The following is a 1,183-nucleotide window of genomic DNA, read 5'->3' as shown; positions in this document are numbered from 1 at the left end:
ATTCAGCGTCGCCTTTATCTCGGCTTGGGCTATCCTCTCTTAACACCTCTACCCAGGTGCAATCCTCCTACGGCTTGTGCCTCGAGGCGCAAGCGACGACATCTGCAACTCCGCCTTGAGTTCGCTCGGGTTTCTACCGCTTGATTTTCTCTTCTCTCCAGAACGGCTGCTTTTTGTCAATCCCTATGACCCTTCTGAGTTTTCTGCACCACTAAGGTTCGGTGGTTTTCCTCGCTTGATTTAACAGTTCGACATCCCCCCAACCCCCCTTTCTAAGGGGGGCTACGGGGGATTATCGGCAGGTGCGACGGTCGCATCGATTAAGAGTTTCCCTCTATTTTCTTTTCTTCTTTCGACTCCTTCTGACTTTTTTGTGCTAGATTCCTCCCGTTGAAATCCTCGAGCTTGTCGGACAATTCTTCGATTTATTTTTTGAAGTAGAGAGCGACCAATCCTTTGCCGAAAATGAACCATCATTGAAGCATCAAAAGGCGCTTCGTTTCGATAACTCTTTTCCCCGATAAAATACTGTAGGTAAGGGTTTTCTTTAATTTGTTCGACAGTTTCTCGGTCGCTTATCCGGGTCTTCGCAAAACAAGGTGATAAGAAAAACTTATTAAGTAAAGCAATACAGAAAGCGTATTCGCATATTTTCAAAATTTATAAAGCCATAAGCTTGACGCTTTATCAGTTTAAGACGATTATTAATACCCTCCATAACACCATTGGTTGTTCGGCTCAAGAAATAATTACATATTGTGTTAAGATGATTGCGAATTGTCTTGACAGCATCACCATAAATACTCTGTGCTTTACACAACCATTCTTTAAATTTATTTTTTCCGTCTCTCTGGGTCTTGAGTTGTTTCATAAATTTCTCTAAAATCCTCTTTAAGCTGATAAGCTTTTCGTAAACGTTTTTGACTGTTTTAAAACGGCCTCTAATTTTTCCAATCCCTCTTCTTTTAAGTCTTTTGGTTTTTCAGCAATAACCATTTTGCTCCTTTGATTTTGATTTTAAACTTCACCTGCTTTCGGATTTTATTTAGATTGTCATTCACCGCTTTCATAACGTGAAATCTATCGACGACAATTTGGGCATTGGGAAACACTTTTTCGATAAGCTTTGGAAATCCTCCCCACATATCTACTCCCCACATATCTACACTGACTTCTTCGACTG

Annotated in this window: 2 protein-coding genes and 1 pseudogene; all 3 read right to left on the bottom strand. The window is 40.9% G+C overall.

What is annotated here, in order from left to right:
- Positions 1-443: 443 nt before the first annotated feature.
- A pseudogene (locus GEI7105_RS40890) lies at positions 444-579 on the bottom strand (transposase); the annotation flags it as partial.
- A 37-nt stretch (positions 580-616) separates the two neighbouring features.
- Positions 617-901, bottom strand: coding sequence for a transposase (locus tag GEI7105_RS40885; RefSeq protein ID WP_445958241.1), 285 nt, complete (start codon positions 899-901; stop codon positions 617-619).
- A gap of 64 nt (positions 902-965) precedes the next feature.
- On the bottom strand, positions 966-1,183 hold a 218-nt coding region (locus GEI7105_RS40295; protein WP_144053633.1), incomplete at its 5' end, for a transposase.

The organism is Baaleninema simplex PCC 7105, from assembly GCF_000332355.1.
Classification (GTDB): domain Bacteria; phylum Cyanobacteriota; class Cyanobacteriia; order Cyanobacteriales; family Geitlerinemataceae; genus Baaleninema; species Baaleninema simplex.
This window is presented reverse-complemented; position numbering and strand designations above follow the sequence as displayed.